The following is a 20,871-nucleotide window of genomic DNA, read 5'->3' as shown; positions in this document are numbered from 1 at the left end:
TTGATACTACCTCCTGTTAATTTTTTAACCACCCTATACCTAGATTATAGCACGCGTTCTGGTGGATTTCAACCGTTTTGGCTATTCATTTTTTTGTATATTTGTATACTTTTCAAAATTTTTACAAAATCCTACCTTGATTCCCGCAAAAATAGGCATCTCAGTTCGTCAATTGTCAAACGGAGTGCCGGTTCTTCCTGCCGATACCGGTGATACGTCAGATACACGCGATGCATCGGCGCTGAATTATCCTCAAGCGGCGCCGACACAAATCCCCTTGCCTCCATCTCCCGCGCAACCGCCGCCGGGGCAATCATCCAGTCATCCGGGCTTTCAAAATAAAGCTCCGCCGTTGAAGTCGTATTGACGCGGATCTTGACGGTGTGAAGCGGCCAGTGTGACTCAAACCACGCCTGAAAATACGAATCAAACGCCTGGAAAATTCCTTTCTGCTGCGCCAGTTTCGACGGCATCACCGGCCTCCCCTGCCCCTGGCAAAGCGTGCCTCCCTGCAACTGGATTACCCGGTATTCCTCCTCATAGAGAAGTTCCGAAACCAATTCCGGCGAGGTGACCGGAAGCTGCGTGATTCCCAGATCGATGCGCTTCTTTTCCAGCAGCGGAAGAATCTCCACCGTATGATGATCCTCCACCGTCAGGCAGATCTCCGGATGTTCCTTCCTAAGATAAGCCAACAGCGGAAGAAAGACCTCCCCGTGCGCACTGCGGATGCTGGCCGCCGTCAGATACACCCGCTGCTGCGTGTCCTTAAGCCTGAGCGCCTGTTCATAGAGAAGCTCCATCCTCTCTGCGATATCCACAAACGCCTCTCCGGCCGCCGTCATCCGGATCTGCTGCTGCCCTTTTCCCCGCAAAAAAAGTTCCGTCCCCAGCTCTTTTTCAAGCGCCATCATCCGCTTTCCGAGCGCTGGCTGGGACATATAACGCTGTTTTGCGGCTCCCGTGATACTCCCCGTCTGAATCACATCCAAAAACGCCCGTATACTCTCCATATCCATGATTTTTCGCCTCTTTCTTCCGTTTTTCTTCTTTTAAATAGTTATTTTAGTTTTATTATATAGTTAAAATAGAAATTTTACAACCATATCAAAATCCGCTACAATCAGAGCATAGATAGAAACATATTTCCACTTCTATCTATATAAGTACCACCTACTTCCGGAACTTTCCCATATCTGCTTTCATCCTATAAAAGCAAATCGTTGAAAGACTCCGGGCCGTATATACAATCTGCAAGGAGGTTTTATTATGTCAATTTCTTTAACTGATATCTATCAGGCCAAGCAACGGATCGAGCCTTATATTACAAAAACACCACTCATACGGCTTCAGAAACTGGATGAATTTCTACACTGCCAGGTTTATGTAAAAGCAGAATGCATGCAGCTGACCGGTGCCTTTAAGCTGCGCGGAGCATTAAATAAAATTCTTAAATTGTCCCCTGAACAGATCCAGTGCGGAATCGTTGCTGCTTCTTCTGGAAATCACGGAAGAGCCGTTGCCTATACAGCAAAAATGCTTGGAACAAGTGCAACTATTGTCATGCCTTTTAGTGCACCCGCCATTAAAGTCCAGGCAATTAAGGAGTTAGGCGCAAAAGTTGTACAGTGTGATACCTCTGAACGTTTCGATGTCGCCGCCCGCATCTGTGCCGAACAGCATGCTGTCATGATTCCACCCTTCAATGATGAAGATATCATGGCTGGCCAGGGAACCGCTGGTATCGAAATCCTCGAACAGTGTCCTGAAATTGACACCGTGGTTGTTCCAGTCAGCGGCGGTGGCTTAATCAGCGGCGTCTCCACAGCTGTAAAATCCATGAAGCCATCCATCAAAGTCTATGGTGCAGAACCAGCCGTCCTGCCGCGCTATTCTGCCAGCGTTCAGGCTGGAAAACCTGTCCGAGTTGAACAGAAAAAATCCATTGCCGACGCCCTGGTTGCACAGATTCCTGGAGATCTCTGCTTTCCTTGTGCCGCTGCTCACACAGACCAATTTCTGGATGTAGATGATACATTCCTTTTAAAGGCCTGGAAGCTTCTCTTAACTGAAGGGAAAATACTCTGTGAGCCTTCTTCCGCAATCGGTATGGGAGCTGTTTTACAGGGACTCACCCATTTTCAAGAATCCGATAAAGTCTGCTTCCTGATCTCCGGCGGCAGTGTATCCCTTGAACAATTAAAAATCTTAGAGGAGGTAACCTTATGAAATCCATTTTTAATGAAAATTCCCCCAGAGGCCATTACACCCCTGGCATGATCTGCCAGAATACTCTCTACATCTCCGGCCAGACCTCCGCTGATCCAGCCACTAAACAACCGGCTGAAGGTGGATTTGAAGCTGAAATGAATATGGCTCTCCATAAAATGGAGAGCGTCCTGCACGCCGCCGGCTGTGATAAAAACAGCGTCGTCATGTGTAAAATCTACCTCTCTTCCATGGAGCTTTGGGACAGAGCCAATCAGGTATACGCAGCCTTTTTCGAATCTCACAAACCGGCCCGCATCGTCCTTCCGGTCGGTCCTTTAAGCAACGGCTGCCAGGTTGAGATCGAAGCCATCGCAGAAATAGCACACAATTAGTGTACCGCATCACTTTCTGGAACCAGATTTCCCAAAAAAGCAGGGATGTCAGAAAAGATTTTCGCCCCTTTTACAGGCAAAATCTTTTCTTGACATCCCTATTTTTGTATACTATAACAAGAACAAACGAAAGCCGGCTTTTTCGGATTCTGTTCGTTTCACTGCATCCATCCGTCAGCAAAATCATTTTATTTTTCTAAGTTGCGGGATTTTTCCGGATGCATCAAAACTTAAGCTGCACCAGAATCTTCTCTCCAGACAGATGCAAGAAGATTCTGAACGCACACGACTTACATGGGAGGACTTTAATTATGAAACAGAACACCCGAATACAACTGGAAAACATCCTGATCGGCGCACTCTGTGCCCTTTCCCTGGTTCTGTTTGTTCTCAGCTTTCTTCCGGGACTGGGGCTTGCAAACCGAGTAAGTGTTTTTCTGGAAATGGGGCACATGGTACAGCGTGCTTTTTCCGTTGTGCTCTTTATCCTGACATTTCAACTGAAAAAGCGGAAGCGCGCCGCCTGGAATATTGCGGTCATTTTGCTTTTTCTGAGTTTTTTGCGCGGACTGACATCCCTCTCGGCACCGCTCTATCTGCCGTTTCACATCGCAGAAGCGGTACTGTTTCTGCTTCTGCTGTATTTCCGTAAGGATTTCTGCTGCCCGTCCGACCGGCGCAGCCTGGGAAAATGCCTTTTATTTTTAGGACTGTCCCTGGTAGGTGTCGTTGTCAACGCTGGCATCAGTTATCATTTTTCGGTAAAACCACTGGGGAAAACGACGATCGCCTCACTGGGAGACAGTTTTCTGCAGGGCACTGCCATGATTTTTGGAATGGGAAATCCCCTCGATGTTTCACGTGGAACACACGTATTTGAACTGGTCATGTTCTGGTTCAGCTGGGGCTGCATTCTCGCATCTATCCTGTATGCGGTCCGTCCCTGGCTGATGCGCCCTGCCAGCCACGCCTCGGATCTCCAGCATGCCCGGACACTTTTAAATCTGTACAGCCAGAACCCCAGCGCCTACCTGACACTGGAGGACGACAAGTTTCTGTACTTTGGACAGAAGGTGGACGGCGTAATTCCTTACGGTGTTGTTGGAAGCACCATCATGGTCAATGGCGATCCGATCTGCGCGGATGATGATTTTCCAGCACTCCTGGCAGAGTTTAAAGAATTCTGCCAGCGCAGCACCCACAACCTGTTTTTTATCAGCGTCACCGATCATTTTCTGGAAGAATATAAACGGCAGGGGTTTGGATGGGTTAAAAACGGCGAAGAAGCCCGCTTTCACCTCTCTAACTATGAGATCTCCGGCAAAAAAGGTGCCAAGATGCGCATGAACATCAATCATGCCCGGAAAGCCGGTGTCGTCGTTCACGAATACCGCCCGCTTGAAAATCGTGATCTGGAGATCGAGGCCAATCTGGACCGCATCACCAACGAATGGCTCCAGCAGAAGAAAAGTTCCATGCTGACCTTCGTCATGGGAACGGTAGGACTCGACAATCCGATGGATAAGCGCTATTTCTACGCCACCAACGCTGATGGAAAGATCGTTGCGTTCATCGTATTCGTCCCATTCCTCGGGAAAAACGGCTATATGGCAGACGTTACCCGGCACGGAACCGATGCCCCGAGCGGCGTGATGGAGACCATCATTTATGACGCATTTCAGGTATTCAAGGAGGAAGGCATCGAATACGGTAGCCTCGGAGTTGCCCCGCTTGCCGGTCTGGAAAACGACAGCTCCAATCCGGTCGAGAAGCTGCTCCGCTTTGCCTACGATCACTTAAATGACTGCTACGGCTTCCGCGACCTCTACCGTGCCAAAGAAAAGTACAGTCCGACCGAATGGGTTCCTTCCTATTATGTTTATCTGCCAAAGATTCCGACACCGGATATGTTTTACGCCCTGGTGACCATTCAGAATCCGCACCAGATCCAGGAAGCCGCCCGGGACATTCTGCATGGATGGGGACAGCGTTTTAAGAATCACCATAGCAGTCCAAAAAACAGTGCGCCGGATCATTCCAAAGACGGCGCGAAAGAGATAGGAAAAAAAGGAGCGGAGAAGGAAGAAACTGGAAAGAAAGAGACTGGAAAGAAAGAGGCTGAAAAGAAAGAAGCGGGAAAGAAAGAGGCCGGAAGTGAAGCAACTCAAAATGACGCAGTTGGAAATGAAGCAGTTGGAAATGAAGCAGTTGGAAGCTCTGAAAAGCCAAAAAAACTAGAAAAACCGGAAAAAACAGAAAAAACAACCGCAGAAAAAGACGCGTAAAAAGAGGAGCTGCATCATGGAAACACATGCTTATTTTTTTACTCACAGCAGTAAAATATATTATGAGATTCACGGCAGCGGCACACCGCTTCTGATCCTGCACGGAAACAGCCAGTCTCACAAGGTATTTGAACCTTTTCTTTCTTATTTTAGGCCTGGTTTTCAGGTGATTCTGATGGACAGCCGCGGACATGGACGTTCCCGGCTGTTCGTCCGTACCGCCCTTCGCGGCTTCTCCACAGAGGACATGGCCGATGATGTGGCTGCCCTGCTCCGGCATCTTCACCTTTCCTCTGTCCATCTGCTCGGGTTCAGCGACGGCGCCAATATCGGCCTGGAGATTGCCTGCAAATATCCGTCTCTTCTGCGCTCTCTGATCTGTCTGAGCGCCAATGCCTCTCCCGACGGTCTGCTCACACCGCTCTATCTGGGTGCCCGGGTTCAGCACGCGTTTCTGGACGGACTCAGCCGGTTTCTGTTTCCGCTTACCCGGCCATTTTTCCTAAAAAGGCATAGTTCCCGGCGGATCCCTGCGCTGTACGCGGCCGCCCGCAGCAGCCGTCATCTTCTTGCGCGTGCGCATCGTCCGCATCCTGTTCTGCCGCCTCTGTTGCACCGGATTCTCCGCCGCCGCAATCTGACCTCGCTTCTTCTCCACTCTCCCCATCTGAGTGCCAGAAAACTGCAGGACATCTCCACGCCGGTCTTACTCATCGCCGGGACCCGGGATCTCATCAAGACTTCCCACTCCCGCTGGCTCTCCCGCCAGATTCCGGGCAGCCAGCTCCTGCTGATAACCGGCGGGCATCACACCACCTTTTTCCGCACGCCAGAGCCCTACCTGAATGCCATTCTCCGCTTTCTAAGGCAGCATTCAGAAACCGGTTTCCAGGCACAGGCCGAGACATCGTCACAGCCGCATTCCCATTTCGCAGAATGACGCAAAAGTGAGGGAGCTTCTACACTCCCCCGAAATATGGAGGACCGCCAAAAAATCAATGACGGCAAAACCGCTATAAAACAAATTTTTAAAAAGGACTTCTGAAAGAGCAAAACTCAGAAGAAAAAGAAATTTACAATGGAATTACATATGTTACATCTGATTCAGGCCCTGCATAATCCCATTCTGGATTCGATCATGGTCACTGTTTTTAACCAGCTGGTAGGCTCCCTCGGTCAATTCTGGATCCTGGTTGGCCTGCTGCTTCTGATCATCCCAAAGACAAGAAAATGTGGTGCGGCAGTTCTCCTATCTTATGTTGTCTCTTTCCTCATTGGAAATGAGTGGCTGAAGGATCTGATCGCAAGGCCCCGTCCATGTGCCGTGGATGACACCGTTACATTAATTGTCAAAAAACCTGGAAGCTTTTCCTGCCCGTCTGTCCATACCTACCTAGCATTTTCAAGCGCGATGGCTATTTTCCACTACTATAAAAAAGCAGGAATCGGAATCCTCGCATTTGCAGCCATGGTGGGATTCAGCCGGATGTATTTCTTTGTGCACTATCCGACCGATGTGCTGTTCGGAGCCGTGTTGGGGATTGCGACAGCATGGGTTGTGTGTGGGCTGTTGGATAAGGTATCTTTTTCAGCAGAACACAGGAAAACGAGGACATAAAGTGCAGCCTAAACGAAAATCCCGCTATAATATATTTCCCGCTTCTTCCCCCCTCTACTTTACGTAGGTACATAATTTCGGCACAACGCTGTAATATAGTTTCTGGAGGTGATTATCAATGAATCAATATCTTACAGGAGCTGTTATCAAAAAATTGCGCGAAGAAAATCAGCTCACACAAGCCGAATTATCTGAAAAGCTGAATGTCTCGGACAAAACCATTTCCAAGTGGGAAACCGGAGTTTCCCATAGTTAAAGATACCATACCCAATATCACAAACTCACGCTTAAACAATATTCCTTAGTCAACCACATACAATAACAAATACAAAAAAGCTGGAAGCAGACTTAATTTTGCTCCCAGCTTTTCTTTATTTTGATGAAGTCGTTCAATGATACTTGTTTTTGCTATCTGCTTACATAATGTGCATACTTGTCATTTGTGTTCTGATATATCTGTCCCTCTTATTGCCTAAACTCATATTAAGGGTGTGATATATCCAAGTGCAATAGCCTTGTTATAGGCTTCGATAGCATTTTTAGCCCCCAGCTTATCATAGATGCTTTGGATATGGTTGTAAAGTGTCCGTTCACTGATATACAGTTCTTGCGCTATTTCATGCTTTGTTTTCCCTGTTCCAATCGCCTTAATAATTTCCGCTTCACGATCTGTCAGGGGATCTAATAAAGGGGGCGTAGTGGATTTGTGACCTTTACTAATAGCTGTAAGTTTTTTTACCAGCTCATCAGCAGAAGCCGACTTGTCAATATAACTTACAGCACCTCTTTTAAGTGCCTCCTGTCTATAAACCGGCATATCATAAGAGGATAGCATAGCCACTTTTGTTTTTGGTTTTTTGTTATATATTTTTTCTATCAGGTCAATGCCAGAATTTTTTGACTGATCTCTTAGGTTAACATCCAATAATACAATGTCCCATTCGTCTACGGAAAGAATATTCCAAAACTCTGTTTCATTACTTACATAGTGACAGATTGAGATTGCGTCCCAATCTTCCAGAAGTTTGCTTAAACTCTCTCCAAATATCCTGTGGTCATCAAATAGTAATATCTTCATTTTTTCTCCCCAAAACTGCCGTTGCAGTTAAAATACCATCTTTTTCTAAATACTGAATGTTACCGCCATTCCCATTTATCAACACCGTTAAGAACAGCATACCACCTTTAGAAGAAAGAATGTTTTCAATGTCATTCGATTTCGCGCCGTCATTTTGACAGGTAATTACGAGTTTACTTTCTTCATTTAGCGCGATTTCCAAATGGATAAAAGTAGCGGCAGCGTGTTTATAAACATTGTTGACAAGCTCTTTGATTATCTGCATAGTCTGTTCCAAACTGTTATCTTTTTTCAAAGCAATCCTTGCTTCGCTGTCAATGGTAAAATCTATAAATATATTTTTCTTTGGGTACAGCTTCTTAATAGCGTCAAGCATATATTCAATATGTTCCCATGAAGCATACCCCGAAAAGATATTAGACGAATAGAAATTCATCATATTTCTTATTCGCAGTTCCAAATCAGATAATATCCTTTTTGTTTCATCAATAGCTGGTGAGCGAAGCGACAGAAGATTTTTGGCACCTCCAATATCTTGAAGCACATCGTTGTGAAGTAGCCTTGAAAAATCTTCCCTCTCACTTGCAATATAGTTCGTTAATTCATAATACTTTGTCAGCTCGTTGTAACGAGCTTCCATGTCGCCAAGATGAATGACAGCAAAGGCCTCAAATAAAAGCATTATAAGCTGAAAAAACACATTGACTTGCAGGGTGGACAAATCAAAGCAATAAAGTACGATTGTAAGCAAAGGAATCATGAAAACAAGGACATATCTTGCTTTCCTCTGGGCAATCGGAAGAATATTAACCTGTTTCAAATTTATATATTTATAATCAAGGAAAATTCCCACGAACATTCCAATTAACATAGTTATCGCAGGTAGAATTTGAAAATGAAAAAGCGACAGTATGATAGCCGCAATTCCAAATAGCAAGCGAACCATTTTTCCCCGGCTTGCGTCAGTTCTTACCAGCATTATTCCGATAATCAATGCAAAAACCAGAAATGCACCCGTGTATAAGGTGGAAAATCCATCATACATCAGCGCCGCAATAAAGGAAACAGAAAGCAGGTTCCAGCCACATTCAGATATTGTTGCCTTTCGCCGTGATGTCATTACATGAAGATAGAGCAGATTGAAATAACAAAGCAAGACGGCAATCGACAATAAGTTGATGGTTCCGTCATTCGCAATTCCTTTATGTATTCTATCCAATATAACCCATAAAGTCACAATACCCGCATGAAGAAACAGATACGGATAGAAGCGTTTATCCTGCATAGGACACCCCTCCTTTCAGCTAAAATTCATTATGTTAGTAATATGATGATACGATCCGTTCTTTAGTCATCAGACATAAACCACACGCAGTCAAAACTATTATACTCACTGGAGAAAATAGTAGCAACACCCACACATTATTCGTTTTCATAAATATCCCACATTTTAAGACAACCAGCAAAATATGAAGCAGTGTTGCAAAGATAGGAATACTCTTAAACCAGTTCATATTTCTAATCCAGAGAATCAAAACATTTATAAATGCCGAATACAATATGCTAAGGATCAGAAAATAGGTGCTTAATAACAAGATAAGGTTTGGCAGGCGAATGGAAATCATCAAAAGTAGAGGAAACAAAAGGATCAGCGTTCCAATCCATAGTGATAGCAGATTCTCCTTAACAATACTTGAGATTTTAATACCATTAGCAAGTTTCCATTCTATTCTCTTTGTGATTTTTTCTTGCTGCAACATATCCTTGCTTATTTCTCCGGCAAAAAAGATAAATAAGCACAGGTATCCATCAAGCATAAAATACTTTATATCAACGCCAAATACAATGTTCTCTGAAATATCCCCAAAGTTCATCAGAGAGATCATGCCGAAGATAGCTGCTACCGCGCTCATAAATATAAAATTCCAGTTCAATACCCTTTTAAGGTTTGAGGTTATCAAACCCATTCGCCATCCCTCCTGATAACTGTTTCGTTGCTCATGTGTCGAGCCTTAAAGAAACTTAATAGTACAAACATCATGCAAAGTGCAACATCAACCACAATAATCAAATAGTCAATTCCTATATGATGTTGATTCACAAACTCTGTAATCTGTTCTGCCGACATCGCAATCAAATAAACCAGTGCAAAATTACCAAAGAACAGAACATTTTTGAACAGTTTTACTCGTTTCACATCCAGTACAATGATATTCAAAGCGACAATCTCACAAAAACTAAGTACAAGAATACTAAGATAAACGCATACGACCCGCCCAAAGCTCATTGTCCAGTCGGTAAAGTAATAGCAACTCATAAAAACAAAGAACGGGATAATACCAGAAAAGCGGAAAATCTGTATCGAATACTGTTTTATAATCTCTTTTACTGCAATTCCAGAAGCTGCAAAAAATTCAATTCTCCGGCTTAACTTATCCTTTGCTGTCAAATCTACAATCATAGCACCGGATTGCAGGGAGGTAAGACCAAAAATAACCGCATAGAGCATTAGGACTAAATAATCTTCTCCCTTAGACTGCAAGGCGTCCATCTGCATTGCAAAGCTCATAAAAATCGCCAGAATGGCAACAATCGCAGTATCAATTAGGAGGCTTTTACTTCTGGTAAGATAGTAGCCTGCGCCTTTTCCCATGTTACTCATGACGATTGCCCTCCTTAATAAAGATTTCTTCCAATGATTGTCCTTGCATTTCTTGAATACCCTTATCAAACAGCAATCTACCATTTTTAATCATAGATACATCATCAGCGCACTTTTCAATCTCGCTAAGGTCATGTGAAGTGATAATAACCGTTTTTCCGTCAGCTTTTAGAGCCCCTATCAAACTACGGATTTCTACTCTGGATATGGGGTCTACACCCGATGTTGGTTCATCCATGAGCAGAATATCCCGTCCCATCATAATCACAATCAAAAGGGACAGTTTTCTTTTCATTCCTTTAGAATAAGTGCTAACACGCTTTCCTAAATGCTCGGTCAATCCTAATTGCGTACAATAGCCGTCTGAACGATCATTTATTTCAAATCCAAAGTATTTCCCAAAAATTTTCAAATTTTCAAGACCAGTCTGTTCTTCATACAGATAGTCATTTTCAAGCTGCATTGCATATTTCCCTGCAATGTTGATTGTCCCTGCATTTGGCTGGTATACCCCTGTAATCAAGCGTAGCAGTGTTGTCTTTCCAGAACCGTTCGGACCAATAATCGCATGGATTGTATTTGCTTTTACATTCAGGCTAAAATTCTCAAACAAAACTCTGCCACCAAAACCTTTTTTTAAGTTCTTTACTTCAATCGCATTTTGAATCTCAGACATATTTTTTGCTCCTTTCATTTGGTGCTCCACCATATAGGTATAGTGTATAAAACGAAGAAGCATTTTGCATGAGTAATTACTGCAATTTCGATACTGCCATCAGGCAAATGTCACAGAAACCTCACAACGAGAAAAAAATTTAGTATTCAGTCAGCCTCACAATTACATTACTCTGCTGATACAGCCAGTCCGTAAATTCTTTCGGGCTGGCTGTTCCTGTTTTTACAGCCTTTTTTCTCTGTAATGCTTCTTTCTTAAAGTCGGCAAAGGCAGCCTGTATTTTTTCCAGACGGTCAGCCGGAAAGCCTGCGGTATTTTTTACCCGGTTTATTTTGTTGCGCCAGTTCTGGCATTCATTTTTATAAAGCAGGTCATAGTTATTTTCTCTTGCCCTCTCGTCAAATTCCCGCTTGTTTTGAAGCGCCTGTGCTTTGCGGCACTTATCGCTGCACAGCTCATACCGCTGGCTCTTTGCCAGAAAATATTTCCCACAGACCTTGCACTGTCGGAAGCAAAGCCCCCAGTCATTCAGCCTGTTCAGATAATAGGTAATCAACGGGTAGAGGGACGCATAGGCAGACACACATTCTTCTGTGCGCCGGTTGTCCGGGAACCAGAGGTCAAGCCGGGTATCTTCTGACGGTGCGCCTTTGAAATAAAGGCTGCCAGCTTGAAAATGTTTCGGTTTTCCTGTCTCCCTGTCAAAGCTCATGGCTTCGTTATGGAATACCCCGGTCAGGCTGCTCATTTTATCCATGAAGCGGTCACAGGCAGCGTTACGGTCACGGGGTTCTCTGGCAAGCAGATAGCTGTTCCAGATACGGAACGCTACATACATTTTCAGAGGGTCATTGCTAAGATATTTTCCCCAGAGAAATTCGCTTGCCGCCTGCTCCAGCTCCGGCTGTTTCCATCGGTTGGAGTGGAGGGCTTGCCGCAGTGGAGAAAGCCCATATAAGTTCCAATCTCTGTCCGTGTCATGCTCAAAGTTTATCAAAAAAGTTCCCAGTGGGCGTGTCATATCACAAAGCACCTCTGCGTTTTGGCTCCCGTTCAGCCGGAAGCGGATCTGCTGTTCTTCCCCAATCAAAATCCGCTCTTTCATTTTCTTCCTGTCCAGCGTCAGGACAAACAAAATCCTCTCAAAACATGGCTCATGCCGTATAAACTGATTCTCCATCCCTATCCCCTGCCTTTGCTTATGGTAATTATATAATTCGGTTATATCTGTTACACTCATGGTATCGCAGAAGCATTGTTTTGTCAAGGATAGTCCGCTATGATGATTGCAGTTGGTAATTTCGTACCAAACAGTACTTTGACAAGTGAATGACCGTCCAAAAAGGATATGACCGGCAGGAGAAGTGACGCATCCGGCGCACCAATGCAGGGAAACACCGCAGGAATGGGGCAGGAAAACGGATTTTGGGGAGAACGGCAACAGGAAGCATTTTAACCTATTTGATTTATGGGAGGAACAGAATGAACGATAAAAAGAGATTGAACAGCTACGAGGATTTACCGCTGGTTCTGGATGTGGCGGACATCCAGCGGATTATGGGAATTTCAAGAGCGAGCGCCTATGAGCTGGTACACACCCCCGGCTTTCCGGCGTTCCGCAGGGGCAGGCTTATCAAGGTCAGCAAGATTGCTTTCTTTGAATGGATGGCAAAAGGCTCCGAAACCGTACCGGGAAGTGACAAATAAGCGTGAGGTATCATTCCCTGACTGCAATACTGCCGCACTTTCCAAAGGGGCATACAGAGGGAAAAACCTTAAAAATGATACCGAGACGCTACACCAAAACAGCCTATCTGCGTACATCAGATAGAAACGGAGAAAGGAGCCGGTTATGGCAAGAATGAGCAACAAGCGACGGCTGGAATGGTCTTTCTTCTTAAATGACCGCAGCCGTATCACTTACAACGAACTGTGCCGGAAATGCCAGCACGAATGTAAACAGAGCTTCCGGGCGGTTGTGGTTGACTGCCCGAAGTATCTTTCCAAGCGTTCCAAGAAAAAGGACAAGACTGCCGGAAACGGCAAAATCCCTTAGGAACTAAGGGCGCACTTCTATACATAGTCTAAAGACCATGTATCGTGCGTCCTGCGGAGCTTACCTCTGCCGCTGATAAAATCAGCAATCCGAGGTCTGCGTTCGCTTCGCTCCGACAAGGTGGCTACACCCCCTTGCGCCGCTAAAGCGGCTATCCCCTGTGTACCCGCCGAAAAGGGAAATCCGCTCTGTGGTTTTCCCTTTTCATCGGGTTTTATAGAAGCACTGACACAGACTGTCTGCGGATGGTCTTTCTTTATCTTATAAGCAAAGGATGTGAGAACATGGAAAAATCTTTGGAACAGTTAAAGCAGGAATATGAAAAAACCACTGTCCTGCTGGAACGGGAAAAACGGAAAATGCAGCGTTTGAAAAACCGGCAGGCGTATCTGGAAAGCGGTTCCCGGAAACAGAGGACGCACCGGCTGATTACCCGTGGGGCAGCCGTTGAGAGCATTGTGCCACAGACAAAGGAGCTGACCGAAACGGAATTTTATTCCCTCATGGAAAGCATTTTGAATCTGCCGCAGGCGGAGCCTTTCATCCGGTCTGCCGCAGAAAACCACGCCCGTATTTCCGGGCAGGAGAAAGGCGGTGACTAAGGATAGCACTTTATCATTTTTCAATCGCACAGATAAAGCGCAGCGCCGGTCAGAGCGCCATTGCCAGCGCAGCCTACCGAGCCGGGGAGCGTCTTTACAGCAGCTACTATGGAGAAGTCAGCGACTACACCAAAAAGGGCGGCGTGATCGCTTCGGAAATCATGCTGCCGCCCCATGCGCCGGAAATATATCTTGACCGGGCGACCCTCTGGAATGCTGTGGAGAACTGCGAGAAACATCCAAAAGCACAGCTTGCCTATTCATTTGATATTGCCATGCAGAATGAATTGACGCTGGAAGAAAACATGGAGCTGGCGAGGAAGTTCGTGCAGGAGCAGTTTGTGGCAAAAGGCATGATTGCCGATCTTGCTTTTCACAGTCCGGAGAAAGAGGACGGCGGTATCCCAAACCCGCATTTCCATGTGATGACAACAATGCGCCCTTTGAACCCGGATGGCACATGGGGACAAAAACAGCGGCGGGAATATCTTCTTGATGAAGATGGAAACCGAATCCGGGATAAAAATGGCGATTATATGTTTAATGCTGTCCACACAACAGACTGGCACGAGCCGGAAACACTGGAACACTGGCGGGAGCAGTGGGCGGCTGCCGTTAATACAAAATTTGAGGAAAAAGGACTGGATGTACGTATCGACCACCGTTCCTATGTGCGGCAGGGGCTTGACCTGATACCTACTGTCCACGAGGGAGCTAATGTCCGGCAGATGGAAGCAAAGGGCATCCGCACCGAGAAAGGGGAACTGAACCGCTGGATTAAAGCCACCAACCGGCTCATGCAGGATGTGAGGAAGAAGATCAAAGCCCTGTTTGTCTGGATGGCAGAGGTAAAAGAAGAACTTTCCAAACCACAGACACCGAACCTTGCCGACCTGCTGATCGCTTATTACAACCAGCGCAACGCAGGGGCATGGAGCAATAAAGCCAGAACCGGAAACTTAAAGCAGTTTGCCGAAGCCGTCAATTATCTGACGGAAAACAAGCTGCTCACATTAGAGGATTTGCAGGAGCGTCTTTCCTCTGTCAGTGAAGAATTTGAAGCATTAAGCGGATCCATGAAAAAGAAATCTGCCCGGATAAAGGAATTGCAGGAATTGATACGGGAGGGCGAGAATTACCAGCGGCTAAAACCTGTCCATACGGAATTGAACAATATCAAGTTTAAGAAACAGAGGGAGAAATTTGAAACATCCCACGATGCGGAGTTACGGCTGTTTTATGCCGCCCGCCGTATTCTGAAAGAAAAACTGGACGGAAAACCTATTGCCCTGAAAGCATGGAAACAGGAATATGCACAGTTAAAAACAGAGTATGCCGAACTGTCTCCGCAGCACAAGCCACTCCGGGAGGAAGTCATACGGCTGCGGCAGGTGCAGAACGTCGTAGATACCGCACTGCGCCGGAGGGAGCAGCCACAGGAAGTACAGAGAAAGAAACATGAGATGGAGCTATGATATAATCGGCAGCTTTACCGCTATCGGTATTTTTATGGAGGGAGCATTTGAATGTATTTGAAGCGGTGAAACAGTCTGTTACCACCCGGCAGGCTGCTTCATTCTATGGAATCCGGGTGGGGAGAAACGGCATGGTCTGCTGTCCATTCCACAATGACCGCACGCCCAGCATGAAAGTGGACAGCCGCTTTTATTGCTTCGGCTGCAGGGCTTCCGGGGATGTGATCGACTTTGCCGCTTTGCTGCATGGATTGGGGAAGCGGGAAGCTGCGGTCAGGCTTGCGGAGGACTTCGGCGTTTCCTATGAGAAATCCGGCAATGCGCCACCAGATAGGAAGCGTAACAACAGGTCACAGCCCCGACAAAAATCAGCGGAGCAGAGATTTCAGGAAACGGAACGGTATTGTTTCCGGGTGCTATGCGATTATCTGCGCCTGCTGGAGCATTGGAAAACAGCATACGCCCCACAGCCGCAGGATGCCATCTGGCATCCTCTTTTTGTGGAAGCGTTGCAGAGGATAAGCTACACAGAATACCTTTTGGATATTTTGTTATACGGAGAAATAGAAGAAAAAGCGGCATTGATCGCCGCACAGGGAAAGGAGGTGCTGCGGCTTGAACAGCGAATTTCAGAGCTTGCCGCCGGAAACGCAGGAAGCGGTCAAAAGGACGATGGATACAATAGAGCCAGCGCAGACACCGGCAGAAATCCGGGAGACGTTAGAGGGGACGCAGAAAGGCGGCGTGAAGAACAGCATCCGAAACTGCCTGACGGTGTTCCAGCGTGACCCGCTGTTTCGTGGGGCGCTGCGCCTGAACCTTTTGACGGAGCAGATTGACATTGTGAAGCCGTTGGGCTGGGAGCGCACCAGTACCACTCTGACCGACATGGACATGAACTACCTGCTTTTGTATCTGGAAGAAAACTACGGGCTTACCAGCGAGAAAAAGGTGCAGAGCGCCATCAAGATTGTTGCCAATGAAAACCGCTACCATCCGGTCAGGGATTACCTGAACAACCTGCAATGGGACGGCACAGAGCGCATCCGTTACGCCCTGCATCACTTTCTGGGAGCCGATACGGACGAATACACTTATGAAGCCTTGAAACTGTTCCTGATGGGAGCCATCCGGCGGGTATTCAGACCGGGGAGCAAGTTTGAGGTCATGCTCTGTCTGGTTGGTGGTCAGGGAGCCGGGAAATCTACCTTTTTCCGGCTGCTGGCAGGCAGGGACGAATGGTTTTCAGACGATTTGAAGAAGCTGGACGATGAAAATGTGTACCGCAAGCTTCAAGGGCATTGGATTATCGAGATGTCGGAGATGATCGCCACAGCCAACGCCAAGAGTATTGAGGAAATCAAGTCATTCTTAAGCCGCCAGAAAGAAACATACAAAGTGCCGTATGAGACACATCCGGCAGACCGGCTGCGGCAATGTGTATTTGGAGGGACGACCAACCGGCAGGACTTTTTGCCCCGTGACCGCACCGGCAACCGGCGCTTTCTCCCCGTGACGGTGTACCCGGAACGGGCGGAGGTTCACATACTGGACGATGAAGCGGCGGCGAGGGCGTATATCGAACAGATGTGGGCGGAAGCCATGACGGTTTACCGCAGTGGGAAGTATAAGCTGTCATTCAGCATAGAAATGAACCGATACCTGAACGCCCATCAGCAGGACTTCATGCAGGAGGACACACAGGCTGGCATGATCTACGCCTATTTGGAGGACTACACCGGTGACAGGGTATGCTCCAAGCAGCTTTATGAGGAAGCGCTGGGGAACTTAAATTCCCCGGCAGACTGGGAGACACGGGCAATCTGCGAGATTATGAATACCGGCATTGCGGGCGGCATCATACAGGGCTGGGCAGCTTACAAAAGCCCGAAGCGGTATAAGAAATACGGTTCTCAAAAAGGCTGGGAGCGTGTCAACCAAGACCCGCCGGAGGGGGACGGTTTTCAGGAAATCACGGAAGAAGAAGCCCGGCAAATGGAACTGCCATTCTGAAAAGCCACCGGTTGACAGTTTGGTTGACGCTTTGGTTGACAGCCAGTTGACGGAGAAAAGCCTGATATTTGGGGCATTTCTCTCCTTTGTCAACCATGTCAACCAAGAAATCAAAGAAAAAGTAAAAAGTAATAATAGAGCGCCTATGGATTGTTTTCAAAGTCTTTTCTGCCGGTTGACACGGTTTGGTTGACACGGAGACAGTCTGCGGCTGTACACCTGCCTGACATTCCCTTGTCGGGCATATTTCATTTATGGAGGTAACTGCCTATGGCAAAAAACAAAAACGAGAGCAACAACGAAAACAGCGGCACCCTGCTTACCGAAAAAGACGGCACCCAGTATTTTGTCATGGGGAAAGTCCGTATCAAGGTATCGGAGCATTTCGCACAGGATGGGAAGCCGCTTGACAGCCTACTGGAAGATGTGATCCAGCACGCTGCCGCCGCTTCCTGAAAAAATACGGAATAACGACTGTCAATCAGCCCACGCTTATGATATACTTGTACCAGCGAGTATTGTATAAGCGTGGGTTGTTTCTTTTAGAAGGAGGATTTTTAACCGTGAAACAACCATACAATACAACGATTTATAACACTGCACTATATTTGAGATTGAGCCGTGACGATGAATTACAGGGGGAAAGCGGCAGTATCCAGACCCAGCGCATGATGCTTAGGCAGTATGCCGCAGAGCATGGGCTGACTGTTGTAGACGAGTACATTGACGACGGATGGAGCGGGACAAATTTCGAGCGTCCAAGTTTCCAAAGGATGATTGATGACATCGAGGACGGGAAAATCAACTGCGTTGTCACAAAGGACTTATCCCGTCTGGGAAGAAACTATATCCTGACCGGTCAGTACACGGAAATCTATTTCCCCAGCAAGGGAGTACGCTACATTGCCATCAATGACAATGTGGACACCATCAACGGAGAAAGCGAGCTTGCCCCATTCTTAAACATCCTGAATGAAATGCACGCCCGACAGACCAGCAAAAAGGTCAAGGCTGCCATGCGCACAAGATTTGCCAATGGCGCACACTATGGAGCCTATGCACCGCTGGGGTATGTAAAAGACCCGGACAAAAAAGGTCATCTTCTGATCGACCCGGAAACACGCTGGATTGTAGAGAAGATTTTTGACCTTGCAGTACACGGGAGGGGTGCCGCCAGCATTACACGGATTCTGGTGGAAGAAAAAGTACCTACCCCCGGCTGGCTGAACTATGAAAGATACGGGACTTTCGCTAATATCTACGCCGGTGCGCCCGCAGAAAAAGCCTATGCGTGGACGATTGCACAGGTCAAGAGCATTTTGAAAGAGGAAACCTACATCGGTCACAGCGTTCACAACAAGCAGAGCAACATTTCATTCAAGAACAAGAAAAAGGTGCGGAAGCCGCAGGAAGAATGGTATCGTGTGGAAAATACCCACGAAGCCATCATTTCCGAAGAAGTGTTCCAAAAAGTTCAGGAGCTGATTGCAAGCAGACGCAGGAAACGCAGAAACGGTACGACACAGATTTTCGCAGGATTGATAAAATGTGCAGACTGCGGATGGTCTTTAGCCTATGGGGAAAACAAGCAGAACAAAAACCCATACGGGTACTACCATTGCAGCAAAAACGGACAGGGATTACGCCAGTGTTCCATGCACTATATCCGCTATGATGTACTGTATGCCTATGTACTTGCAAGACTGCAATACTGGTCTATGCTGGCACAGAAAGACGAGGACAAGCTACTGAAACGCCTGCTCAATGCCAGCGACAGGGAAAGAAACTCTGCAAAGAAAAAGCAGGCTGCGGAGCTGAAAAAGGCAGAGAAGCGTAAAGCCGAGGTTGACGGGCTGTTTGCTAAAATGTATGAGGACTGGTCTGCCGGACGCATAACCGAGTATAACTTCAATATGCTGTCCGAGAAGTACCAGAACGAGCAAAAGGAGCTTGAAACAAAAATAAGACAGCTTCACGAAACGATGGAAGCCGCCGTACAGACCGCAGCGGATGCTGAAAAGTGGATTGCCCTAATGAAACAGTATGTCAACCCTGTGGAGCTGACCGCCGAACTTCTGAACACTCTAATTGAAAAAATAACCGTCCACGAAGCTGTCAAGGGCGAGGACGGAAGCCGTGAGCAGGAAGTAGAAATCTACTACCGCTTCATCGGCAAAATCGACTGACCTTTCTTTTTTACCCAATAATATCTTTAATTAAGGGAAACGGGCAAGGGATATCCGGATATCTCATTATTGGAACCAATCGCATCCGTATTTGGCGTCTCCATTATGGAGCTGCTCTCCGGCAATGCGATTTCAAATCTGAACGTATCCGCCAATATGCTGCGCTCCAACTTTTATGTCTGCCCTGTATGCGGCAATGTCGTTCATAGTATGGGAGAAATCGCCATCAGCTGCCATGGGATACAGTTACTGCCGGAACCTGCCGAGTGCATGGATGAAAATCATAAAATTCGAATCGAGCAAGTTGAGGATGAGTATTATATCCGGATCGAACATGAAATGACCAAAAAACATTATATTTCCTTCGTCGCTGCCCTGTCTTCCTATGGGCTTCAGATGGTTAAGCTGTATCCGGAAGGTGCTCCGGAGGCACGGTTAAAAATGAGCGGTGTTAAAAAAATCTTTTGCTATTGCAATCAGGACGGCTTATTTTACATCGATACACGTAAGCGATGATTGATTTACCGAACCATCCGGATATGGCACCTGATTTTCCATTTTCTGTATATAAAAAAGCCGGACGCACTCCCCCAAAAGGAGCTGCCGCGTCCGGCCTTTTTCATATCGAAAAATTTGATACATTTTATGTTTCACGTGAAACATTTTTAAATTTCAAAATTCATTATCTTTCCTGAAACTCTTTTCTCCGTATCTCCTCCGGCGGCTCAAACATATCTGCCAAACAACCTCCTCAGAAGCTCTGCTTCCGGCACTCAAGCACATCTCAGCACAACTTCCGCCCATTATCCACTTCTTCCTTCTGGCAGATCTCATCCAGCACCCAGTTTCCATCTTCCAGAACAAACCTCCAATATTCGAAGAAATCTTCCATTTTCCGGGATCCCTTCAAAAGTTCTCCGGTTTCTTCGTGATACACATAGTCGATCATCTTTCCATGGATCAAATACCAGATATAGTCGCGGTCGTCGCCGTCCTCATTCTCCGCTTCCACCAAAATCGCATCCAGAAGCTGGATCCCTTCCATGACAAACACCTCATGGCGCATCCTGCTCCACTCAAATTTCGTCTGAAACTCCTGCTGCATCTTCTGGCTCAGGTAAGGATGCCCTTTTTCCAGATCACGATCCCGCCAGCATTCCTGAATCCGGTAATATGATTCCCGCACCCGCTCCTGTATCTCACTCCGATCCCAATGATCTTCTCCGATGGAAAATTCTTTCAATTTTTCACGGGCTGCCGCCTGTTTCTTTTTTGCCCGGTGCAGGTATGTAATAGTTCCGGCACTTCCCAGAATCACAAAGGTTCCCGTAAGCAAAAGCGCCTGAAACGCACCCGCCCGTCCGCCTTGTCCCCGGCTGCTGCTTGTATGATGATGGGAAGAACCACCTCCGCCACCTCCGCCGCCGGAAGCACCTCCCGCTCTGGCAAAGGCAGTAAAAGATCCAAGAACCACCATGGCTGCTGTCAGGCAAAGCAGACGGACGAACATTTTCCGGCACAGGCGACCTTTCTTTCCCAATCTGGAGCCCACCCTGATTCCGCCGTTTTCATTTTCTCCCCTGCTTCTCCCCGTTGCTTTCACATCTCTCATATGAA

General features: G+C 46.8%; 24 protein-coding genes. 16 read left to right on the top strand and 8 right to left on the bottom strand.

Translation table 11 applies throughout. From position 1 onward, the window contains the following. Positions 1-131: 131 nt before the first annotated feature. Positions 132-1,013 carry a LysR family transcriptional regulator gene (locus DWX68_RS00390; RefSeq protein WP_182432107.1) on the bottom strand — a complete coding sequence of 294 codons (882 nt, stop codon included), beginning with the start codon at positions 1,011-1,013 and terminating at the stop codon, positions 132-134. A 256-nt stretch (positions 1,014-1,269) separates the two neighbouring features. On the opposite strand from DWX68_RS00390, the gene DWX68_RS00385 reads away from it, so the two are divergent. The 6 genes from DWX68_RS00385 to DWX68_RS00360 all read left to right on the top strand — a co-directional run bounded on the left by DWX68_RS00385 (position 1,270) and on the right by DWX68_RS00360 (position 6,762). Continuing rightward, positions 1,270-2,229 carry a threonine/serine dehydratase gene (locus DWX68_RS00385; protein WP_118628361.1) on the top strand — a complete coding sequence of 320 codons (960 nt, stop codon included), beginning with the start codon at positions 1,270-1,272 and terminating at the stop codon, positions 2,227-2,229. Further along, positions 2,226-2,603 (top strand): RidA family protein, encoded by a 378-nt coding sequence (locus DWX68_RS00380; RefSeq protein ID WP_118628360.1) that lies wholly within the window; start codon positions 2,226-2,228, stop codon positions 2,601-2,603. Before DWX68_RS00385 ends, DWX68_RS00380 begins: the two co-directional genes overlap by 4 nt. A 311-nt stretch (positions 2,604-2,914) precedes the next feature. After that, on the top strand, positions 2,915-4,888 hold the full coding sequence (locus DWX68_RS00375) for a phosphatidylglycerol lysyltransferase domain-containing protein (RefSeq protein ID WP_182432106.1): 1,974 nt from the start codon (positions 2,915-2,917) through the stop codon (positions 4,886-4,888). A 16-nt stretch (positions 4,889-4,904) separates the two neighbouring features. Further along, positions 4,905-5,828, top strand: a complete 924-nt coding sequence (locus DWX68_RS00370; RefSeq protein WP_118628359.1) for an alpha/beta hydrolase — start codon at positions 4,905-4,907, stop codon at positions 5,826-5,828. A 138-nt stretch (positions 5,829-5,966) separates the two neighbouring features. Beyond that, a complete protein-coding gene (locus tag DWX68_RS00365) occupies positions 5,967-6,506 on the top strand; it encodes a phosphatase PAP2 family protein (RefSeq protein ID WP_118628358.1) in 540 nt (179 codons plus the stop codon). A 118-nt stretch (positions 6,507-6,624) separates the two neighbouring features. Then, entirely contained in the window at positions 6,625-6,762 is a 138-nt protein-coding gene (locus tag DWX68_RS00360; RefSeq protein ID WP_118628357.1) for a helix-turn-helix transcriptional regulator, read from the top strand. Between the two features lie 222 nt (positions 6,763-6,984). Here the strand turns inward: DWX68_RS00360 and DWX68_RS14985 are convergent, their stop codons facing one another. The 6 genes from DWX68_RS14985 to DWX68_RS00330 all read right to left on the bottom strand — a co-directional run bounded on the left by DWX68_RS14985 (position 6,985) and on the right by DWX68_RS00330 (position 12,102). Beyond that, entirely contained in the window at positions 6,985-7,584 is a 600-nt protein-coding gene (locus DWX68_RS14985) for a response regulator transcription factor (protein WP_025580613.1), read from the bottom strand. Then, positions 7,565-8,869 (bottom strand): hypothetical protein, encoded by a 1,305-nt coding sequence (locus DWX68_RS00350; protein ID WP_118628356.1) that lies wholly within the window; start codon positions 8,867-8,869, stop codon positions 7,565-7,567. The genes DWX68_RS14985 and DWX68_RS00350 overlap by 20 nt, the downstream gene beginning before the upstream one ends. 34 nt (positions 8,870-8,903) lie before the next feature. Further along, a complete protein-coding gene (locus tag DWX68_RS00345; protein WP_118628355.1) occupies positions 8,904-9,551 on the bottom strand; it encodes a hypothetical protein in 648 nt (215 codons plus the stop codon). Further along, positions 9,542-10,246 (bottom strand): hypothetical protein, encoded by a 705-nt coding sequence (locus DWX68_RS00340; RefSeq protein WP_118628354.1) that lies wholly within the window; start codon positions 10,244-10,246, stop codon positions 9,542-9,544. The genes DWX68_RS00345 and DWX68_RS00340 overlap by 10 nt, the downstream gene beginning before the upstream one ends. Further along, complete coding sequence (locus DWX68_RS00335; protein ID WP_118628353.1) at positions 10,239-10,940, bottom strand: ABC transporter ATP-binding protein; 702 nt, start codon at positions 10,938-10,940, stop codon at positions 10,239-10,241. The genes DWX68_RS00340 and DWX68_RS00335 overlap by 8 nt, the downstream gene beginning before the upstream one ends. Before the next feature lie 121 nt (positions 10,941-11,061). Then, complete coding sequence (locus tag DWX68_RS00330) at positions 11,062-12,102, bottom strand: DUF6076 domain-containing protein (protein WP_118628352.1); 1,041 nt, start codon at positions 12,100-12,102, stop codon at positions 11,062-11,064. 302 nt (positions 12,103-12,404) lie between these two features. Here DWX68_RS00330 and DWX68_RS00325 point away from each other — a divergent pair, with 302 nt between their 5' ends. From DWX68_RS00325 to DWX68_RS00280, 10 genes are all read left to right on the top strand, one after another. Next, on the top strand, positions 12,405-12,629 hold the full coding sequence (locus DWX68_RS00325; protein WP_005362423.1) for a helix-turn-helix domain-containing protein: 225 nt from the start codon (positions 12,405-12,407) through the stop codon (positions 12,627-12,629). A gap of 145 nt (positions 12,630-12,774) precedes the next feature. Then, complete coding sequence (locus DWX68_RS00320) at positions 12,775-12,978, top strand: hypothetical protein (RefSeq protein WP_004614949.1); 204 nt, start codon at positions 12,775-12,777, stop codon at positions 12,976-12,978. 284 nt (positions 12,979-13,262) lie between these two features. Continuing rightward, positions 13,263-13,580 (top strand): DUF3847 domain-containing protein, encoded by a 318-nt coding sequence (locus DWX68_RS00315; protein ID WP_019162597.1) that lies wholly within the window; start codon positions 13,263-13,265, stop codon positions 13,578-13,580. A 2-nt stretch (positions 13,581-13,582) separates the two neighbouring features. Next, positions 13,583-15,055 (top strand): MobQ family relaxase, encoded by a 1,473-nt coding sequence (gene mobQ, locus DWX68_RS00310; RefSeq protein ID WP_118628351.1) that lies wholly within the window; start codon positions 13,583-13,585, stop codon positions 15,053-15,055. 47 nt (positions 15,056-15,102) lie between these two features. After that, positions 15,103-15,843, top strand: coding sequence for a CHC2 zinc finger domain-containing protein (locus tag DWX68_RS00305; RefSeq protein ID WP_097779939.1), 741 nt, complete (start codon positions 15,103-15,105; stop codon positions 15,841-15,843). After that, positions 15,728-17,068: a virulence-associated E family protein gene (locus DWX68_RS00300; RefSeq protein WP_118628350.1), complete on the top strand. Its 1,341-nt coding sequence runs from the start codon at positions 15,728-15,730 to the stop codon at positions 17,066-17,068. The genes DWX68_RS00305 and DWX68_RS00300 overlap by 116 nt, the downstream gene beginning before the upstream one ends. Positions 17,069-17,338: 270 nt before the next feature. Next, positions 17,339-17,524, top strand: a complete 186-nt coding sequence (locus DWX68_RS00295; protein WP_015540918.1) for a hypothetical protein — start codon at positions 17,339-17,341, stop codon at positions 17,522-17,524. Between the two features lie 107 nt (positions 17,525-17,631). Next, positions 17,632-19,254 carry a recombinase family protein gene (locus DWX68_RS00290; RefSeq protein WP_118047484.1) on the top strand — a complete coding sequence of 541 codons (1,623 nt, stop codon included), beginning with the start codon at positions 17,632-17,634 and terminating at the stop codon, positions 19,252-19,254. A gap of 69 nt (positions 19,255-19,323) precedes the next feature. Then, positions 19,324-19,770: an XRE family transcriptional regulator gene (locus DWX68_RS00285; RefSeq protein WP_118628349.1), complete on the top strand. Its 447-nt coding sequence runs from the start codon at positions 19,324-19,326 to the stop codon at positions 19,768-19,770. Next, positions 19,767-19,949, top strand: a complete 183-nt coding sequence (locus tag DWX68_RS00280; RefSeq protein ID WP_118628348.1) for a hypothetical protein — start codon at positions 19,767-19,769, stop codon at positions 19,947-19,949. Before DWX68_RS00285 ends, DWX68_RS00280 begins: the two co-directional genes overlap by 4 nt. 89 nt (positions 19,950-20,038) lie before the next feature. On the opposite strand, the gene DWX68_RS00275 is transcribed toward DWX68_RS00280, so the two are convergent. Next, entirely contained in the window at positions 20,039-20,866 is an 828-nt protein-coding gene (locus tag DWX68_RS00275; RefSeq protein WP_118628347.1) for a Tim44-like domain-containing protein, read from the bottom strand. Between the last annotated feature and the right edge of the window lie 5 nt (positions 20,867-20,871).

This window comes from Clostridium sp. AF20-7 (genome assembly GCF_003479275.1).
Lineage (GTDB): Bacteria > Bacillota > Clostridia > Lachnospirales > Lachnospiraceae > Otoolea > Otoolea fessa.
Note: the sequence above shows the minus strand (reverse complement) of the source record. Positions and strands in the feature narration are given on the sequence as shown.